7 protein-coding genes and 2 pseudogenes are annotated in these 6,343 nt (G+C 29.9%); all 9 read right to left on the bottom strand.

Translation table 11 applies throughout. From position 1 onward, the window contains the following. Nucleotides 1-214, bottom strand: a pseudogene (locus G525_RS22600) (IS1182 family transposase); the annotation flags it as partial. 231 nt (nt 215-445) lie between these two features. Beyond that, complete coding sequence (locus G525_RS0117565) at nt 446-2,035, bottom strand: serine hydrolase domain-containing protein (protein ID WP_027127304.1); 1,590 nt, start codon at nt 2,033-2,035, stop codon at nt 446-448. A 130-nt stretch (nt 2,036-2,165) separates the two neighbouring features. Continuing rightward, nucleotides 2,166-3,122 carry a helix-turn-helix transcriptional regulator gene (locus tag G525_RS0117560; protein ID WP_245577824.1) on the bottom strand — a complete coding sequence of 319 codons (957 nt, stop codon included), beginning with the start codon at nt 3,120-3,122 and terminating at the stop codon, nt 2,166-2,168. Between the two features lie 73 nt (nt 3,123-3,195). Further along, the gene (locus G525_RS21390; RefSeq protein WP_035480090.1) at nt 3,196-3,975 is read right to left on the bottom strand and encodes a hypothetical protein; all 780 of its coding nucleotides are present in this window, start codon (nt 3,973-3,975) and stop codon (nt 3,196-3,198) included. Between the two features lie 155 nt (nt 3,976-4,130). Continuing rightward, a complete protein-coding gene (locus G525_RS0117550; protein ID WP_027127302.1) occupies nt 4,131-4,391 on the bottom strand; it encodes a hypothetical protein in 261 nt (86 codons plus the stop codon). Nucleotides 4,392-4,395: 4 nt separating this feature from the next. Next, nucleotides 4,396-4,782 carry a hypothetical protein gene (locus tag G525_RS0117545; protein ID WP_027127301.1) on the bottom strand — a complete coding sequence of 129 codons (387 nt, stop codon included), beginning with the start codon at nt 4,780-4,782 and terminating at the stop codon, nt 4,396-4,398. Between the two features lie 166 nt (nt 4,783-4,948). Then, on the bottom strand, nt 4,949-5,323 hold the full coding sequence (locus G525_RS0117540) for a hypothetical protein (protein ID WP_027127300.1): 375 nt from the start codon (nt 5,321-5,323) through the stop codon (nt 4,949-4,951). A gap of 19 nt (nt 5,324-5,342) precedes the next feature. Next, entirely contained in the window at nt 5,343-5,963 is a 621-nt protein-coding gene (locus tag G525_RS0117535) for a hypothetical protein (protein ID WP_027127299.1), read from the bottom strand. A gap of 120 nt (nt 5,964-6,083) precedes the next feature. Beyond that, nucleotides 6,084-6,343: pseudogene (locus G525_RS22595) on the bottom strand (serine hydrolase domain-containing protein); the annotation flags it as partial.

The raw sequence follows: 6,343 nt of genomic DNA, 5'->3' as shown, positions 1-6,343 counted from the left end.
TGTTCTTGTACCCGTAGAGATAGAGCTTGAGCATATCCGTCGAATGGTAGGGAGGCCTTCCCTCTGAATTGAGCACGTCCCTGAAGCCCAGTTCCTCCATTGGGAGGATATCCACGAACATATCAACGGTACGCGCCCATGAATCATGACCTACGCATGACTCAAAGTCCATCATTATCAATTGATCCCTGTTAAAACCTGTTATAAAATCCATAACATTAAGATAACCAATATCTTAAAGTGATCTGGGCAATGCGTTAAAAGGAAATCAACAAAGTTATTAAGAAAGGGAGGTTATTGCGCAGTCTGACGTTTAGTATAAGCGCAGTAGCGGAATTTTACGTACCGCTTTTCGGTTTGTAACTGATCATAAATTTATAAAATTACTTTTGGTTAAGTACTAACTCCGCTATTGCGTTTATACATTGTTGGCAACTGGCTTCATTCAGTTTTCAATGTAAGGCAAAATATATTTTTCTAAAATCAATTCAGGTTGTTGTGTTTTTCCGTTTCTATAATTTCCAGATGTTATTACAACGACCATTTCTAATTTGGGAAGCACAAAAATATATTGTCCGCCAGCACCTCTGGCCTCGTTTGATTTTATAGAAGTTCCTTTAAAATTGTATTTGTAGTGCCACCATAAATATCCGTATCCATTCTTATCGACTGTATTTTCTAAAACACGATAATTTTTAAACGAGTTGTTCACCCAATTTTCTGACAAAATTTGCTTTCCATTTGACTTTCCCTTGTTAAGATATAATTCTCCGAATTTCATCATATCTCTTGGTGTTAAATACATTCCGCCACCAAAATATGGACGACCAGTCATATCGGTTTGGATAATGTAATTTGAAATTCCCAATTTTTGAAATAAGTTTTTGTCCATAAACAACTCCAATGGTTCAGAAACAGTAGAGTCCATTGCAACCCCAAGAAGATATGGGTTGGCAGAACCATAGTTGGCGTGTGTGTTCGGCTCATTAATCATTGGTGTTTGTAAAATAGTTTTTGTCCAGTCTTGGGTAGGTTGATAATTATCTTCTGATGCCAAAGATTTTCGTTTAATCCCAAAATCGACAGCATCCAAGCCCGAACTCATAGTTAACAGACTTTTTATGTCTATTTTACTTTTTAAGCTGTCTTTGTAGATTTGGTATTCTTTAGGCAAGAAATCAAAAATGGATTGGTCAACATTGTTAAATAATGATTTGTCTTTTGCAATACCAACGATGGCAGACGATATAATTTTTGACGCTGAACGCATATCGTGAGGGATTTTTGAGTTGTAACCATCGAAATAATTTTCATATATAGTTTTCCCTTTTTTTGAAATTATAACTGAATGTGTATTTGGTAATGAATCATTTGAAATAAGATTTTCCATTTCGGTAAGTTCTAAAATAGATGTTTTATTATCTGTTTTAAAGCCACCAATTTCCCAATCAGTTTTAGACTCTTTCAAATCTAATTGCGTAAGTAAATGCTCTTCTAATAAGATACTTAATTGAATTTCGTTTTGAAGTAATTTCCCTTTGAATTGTAATCCAGTTTTGAAATCAACAAATGATATAATGTCATTTTCCTTTTGGAAATTAGTACACCAAGTTCCGGTAAATCGGTCATCGGCGAGTATAGGATATGCTTGATAATCGTCATCCAGACCGTTTTCTACACTTAAATAAAAGTTTTGAGATTTAAGCTCGTCCACCATCAATATATTCCAAGTTCCTATAAAAGAATTAGTTGCTGATTTTGTTAGTTTTATGTGATATAATAATAAACCAGATTTGATAAACCCATTAATTTCGTTACCATTTTTCGATAAATCTCCAATGAATGATAAATTTTCACTAATTGGTATTTTTATATATCGTTCTGTATTTATTTTGAATGGTTGATTAATTATGCTTTTGTTATTAGAAATTTTAAAAACAGCATTTTCAGATTGTAAATCTTCAATTGATACTGTAAAATTGAATGTTTTGGAATTTTCTATTTTTCCTTCCCAATTGCTTGTGTAATCAGCCATATTTTGACCGAAAATACTGAATGTAAGAAGTGTAAAAAAGAAAGTTGTGATACTTTGAAGTCTCATTTTTGATTGATTTTTGAAGAAGTAGCAAAGATGAACTTAATTAAATCCCCAAAATTGTATATAATTAGCATATTGAAATTTTCTTCAAGAATTTTGAAGGTGTCGTTCTGTAAACTTGTTTGAAGTTTTTGATAAAGTGGCTTTGGTCGTAAAAACCACATTTATAACAAACTTCAGTCATTGATAATTGGTTTAAAGCAATGAGATTAAAAGCCTGATTTACCTTTATTATTCTTATATAGTTACCTAAACTCGTTCCGAAATGTTTATTAAATTCTCTTGATAAATGGACTGGGTGTATTCCTAAAATCGAGCTTAAATTTTTCAAAGAGTAGTCAATCTGTTCTTCAAAGAGTAGTTCTTGTAATTTTTTTATCCAATTAGGTTTTTTTGAACTTCGCTCTTTAGTTTCCTTTATAGTACTGAATATTTCAAGCAAGAATGTCTCTATGCTTAAATTTGAGTATTGGTCGTTTACTTTAGATTCAATGAACAATTTGTTCATAATATTTTTAATTAGAGGATTCTTTAAGTTGATACTTCCTTCAAAGTCTGTGGTTTGAATATCAAAATTTGACAACCAATTCTCATTCATTTCAATGTGAAATCCTCTTGTAAATTCGGGTGGTTTTATATTGAAATGTGCCTCTTGCCAGTTATGAAATAATAAACTTCCAGGTTCTAAATAGTAAGATTCCTTTTTGTTCGATTCAAATAATTTTCCTTGAAGCAAGTAAGTAAAATATGGATTTTCGTGATGATGCCAATCAACTTTAGAGTGAGTATATTCTGTATCTGTGATTACAATGTTTTCAAAAGCTAATGTTTGGTAATGTGTTCCGTAAAATTCTCCTGTTTTTAATTTGTTCACGATTTTCTTTTTAGCTTGTTGCCAACGTGTTTGTATATGATGAGTAGCGGGCAAATAAGCGAGAATTATTCCGCTAAACACAAGCCAAATTTTTGTTTTTGAGCTTTTATCTTTTTGTTCTAAAGTGATTAAAACAAAAATTGGCGACAAACCAAATATACCAAAATTTTCGATTTAGAGCCAAACCCCGCTATTCATTATATACGGTGTTGTACACTGGCTTTTAATGTATTCTTATAATCTTAGAACCTAAATCTTCCATTAAATAAACACGATCAAAACTGGTGTTTATTGAATAGTCAACATTTCTATCAAGAACGTAAGATGTGGAAGATGTTGTATCTAATAAAAGTAATAACCAATATTCTTTTAATTTATTTTCGCCTTTTTTGTATTTTTCTATTTTAATCTCTTTCTTTTTAACTCTTTTAATCAGTAGTTCTTTAGGTAAATATTCTGGAGGGGAATAATTTTCTTCATATTCAAAAACGAGCAAAGAATGTGACATAATTCTCAATTGAGTTAAAAAGGGAGGCGTTTGATATTCTTTACCCAAATATTTCTTGTAAACAGTGTTGACAATTATGTCAGCAATATTTTTTTTTTGATCTTGTCTGAAATTGAAGTTTTTCTGAATGGAAATATAAATTAGAATATTTAATTCAGGATACGTTTCGCGAAAAATATTTTCAGTATAATCGATTAAAGATTTTATTTTTAAAACATTTTTAGATTTAGAATTAATAATACGAGTATGTTCCAATCCCTTCAAAACTTCGTTATGCTCTATTATAAAATCTGGACTTGGAGGAAATCCTTTACCTATTATTTTAATCGATTCATCAATATCTTTTGAAAATTTTGCTACTTGACAAACTTCTAATATTTCTTTTTGAGGTAGTTTGTTTTTATCCAGAATAGGATTGATAAGATCTTCTAATTCCTCTGACTTCTTTTTAAAGTCAGAAACGAGCTTTTTTAAATCTTCTTGGTTAATATTCATTTTTTTGAAGCTTGTGTACAACGTGTTTGTATATGGTTTGTTGCGTGTTTTAAGCACCTAATTTAGCAAATACAAACCGAATAGAAAATCCGCGAGGATTTTCGTAAGTAAGCTAGAACTAGCAATAAATTATATACGGTGTTGGCAACTGTGTTTTATTTTAATCCATTCAAAAATTCCATACACTCTTTACTTATTTTTCTGTCTTCATTGTTGTCATTAAAAAGCTCTTCCATAAAGTATTGTAACTTTTCTCCAATTTCGCCTGTACTGTTTTTATCGTATTCTTTTATGCAAGCTGCAAATAACAAAGAAGTTCTTTCGTTTTTATTATTCCAATTATTCGCATAAGTTACGTAGTCAGGTGTTCCAATATATTTATTTATTAATTGCTCAAATTTGTATCCGTAATCCATAATATTATTTTACTGTTAGTATATAAGGTGTTTTTAAATTTCCAATCCAATTCTTGTCAAATAAATTCAGTACTTCGTTTCTGTTCTTTGCAATTATTGTGTCTTTATGCGTGTAAATTTTCAAATCCGTAAATGGTAAATCATCTTTTAATCCGCCAATTGTCATTCCGCATTGAAATTCTTGTCCAGATTCCACTTTGAATTGAAGTCGATTATTTTCGTCTGCAATATATGTTGTTGTCAATCCTGGGTAAAAGTCATTAGTCAATTTTGCATCAACTATGATTTCAGTTCCGCTGTCGTTTTTTATTAAAACAGGATAAGTCGGGTCGCAAGATTGAATTAAAATTCCAATCAAAAATATAATTCCTATGTTCAGTTTTTTTCGCATTCTCGGTTTTCTGACATTGTTGCCAACGGTTTTGTGTATGATTAGTGGCGTGTTTAAGCACCTAATTTAGCAAATAAAAACCGAATAGAAAATCCGCGAGGATTTTCGTAAGTAGGCTGAAACTAGCCATTAATTATACACGTTGTTGGCAGTAGTTTTTTGTTTTTTATTCGCAATCACACTTATAGTCAAATATATATTTATGAAATCTCTCTCCGAAAGATTTATCTAAATCATTTAAACCAACATAGAATGCGTTCCAATTTTCAGTTGGTATTCCACAAAAAATATATTTCTTATTTGTAGAAAACAATTCATCATTTTTGATTTCAGCAATTACAATTATTTTGTTTTCAATTGAATATGCTTCTACTTTATTTAACCAATCAGAACTTATTAATTGAATAGGAAACACACTATTTTTATATGTTCCTTTTTTGACTACATAATCAATCAAATCATTACATTTTACATCTTGTCCAAAAGAATTTAATGAAATTAACGATAAAACAAAAAAAGTAAAAATTTTATGATTGAGCATTTTTTTTGGTTTAATGTTATTAAGCTTTGATTAAATATATTATTTCGTCTAATAAAATTTCAAATTCGGCTATTTCATCTGAAAAAGTAACATAGCTACTTTTTTTTATAAAATAAGCTTGTCTCTTTTTTATTTTAGATATTGATTTTTTTATTTTTTTACATTCTCTTTTTAAACTATCACACTTCTCGTCATTGAGAAGTTTTTCTATTTCAGCTATTTTTATTTTCTGTTCCGAAATTTTGTTTTTCAGAGTGAATGATTGTTGTAATTCAAAGTCAATCATATTCATTTTTTTGACTGAAGACAAGACATATGACCTATTTTCGAAATAGTCATTTGAGTATTCCAGTTTTAGAAATTTAGTTTTAATTCTACTTATTTCCTGTCTGTATAAATTACATTTTTTTCCAAGTAAAGATTTACAATTAGTAGGACTTAATTCAGTTTCGAGATAGGGAATCACAATTTTATAATCAGTCGCAATTTTTTTGATTCCGTTCTGCATTTCAATCATATCATCTAAATTGTATGTTGGTGGTGCAATTCTTCTTTCGGAATATGATAATTCGCCAAAAATTTTTTGTGAGCTGACACTATTAAAAGTCAGAATTGTTAAAATAAATAATATGTTTTTCATCGTTTTCTTAAATTACTGCCAACGTGTTTGTATATGAGCAGTAGCGGTTTTTATGCACTTACTTTTCGGTTGGCACTGACCTTAAATTTGTACCATAACTTTGGGTAAGCACGAAACCCGCTATTGCTTATATACGGTGTTGCCCACAGTTGTTTTCCGCTGTTTGTTCTTTTTTCGGATGATAAAAATTGACAATGAAATTATAATTAAATAACCTATTATTAATAAAGTTAATAGATATGATTTATTCCTCTGCATAACAACATAATCGGCAATTCCTGATTTCCAATAAATCCATTCATCTGATAATCCAGATGCAATATCATAATTTCCTGTTTCTAAAATTATAATTCCATTTTTTGATTTAAGGTCGATTCTTG

The sequence above is a fragment of the Gelidibacter mesophilus DSM 14095 genome (assembly GCF_000423005.1).
GTDB lineage: Bacteria > Bacteroidota > Bacteroidia > Flavobacteriales > Flavobacteriaceae > Gelidibacter > Gelidibacter mesophilus.
This window is presented reverse-complemented; position numbering and strand designations above follow the sequence as displayed.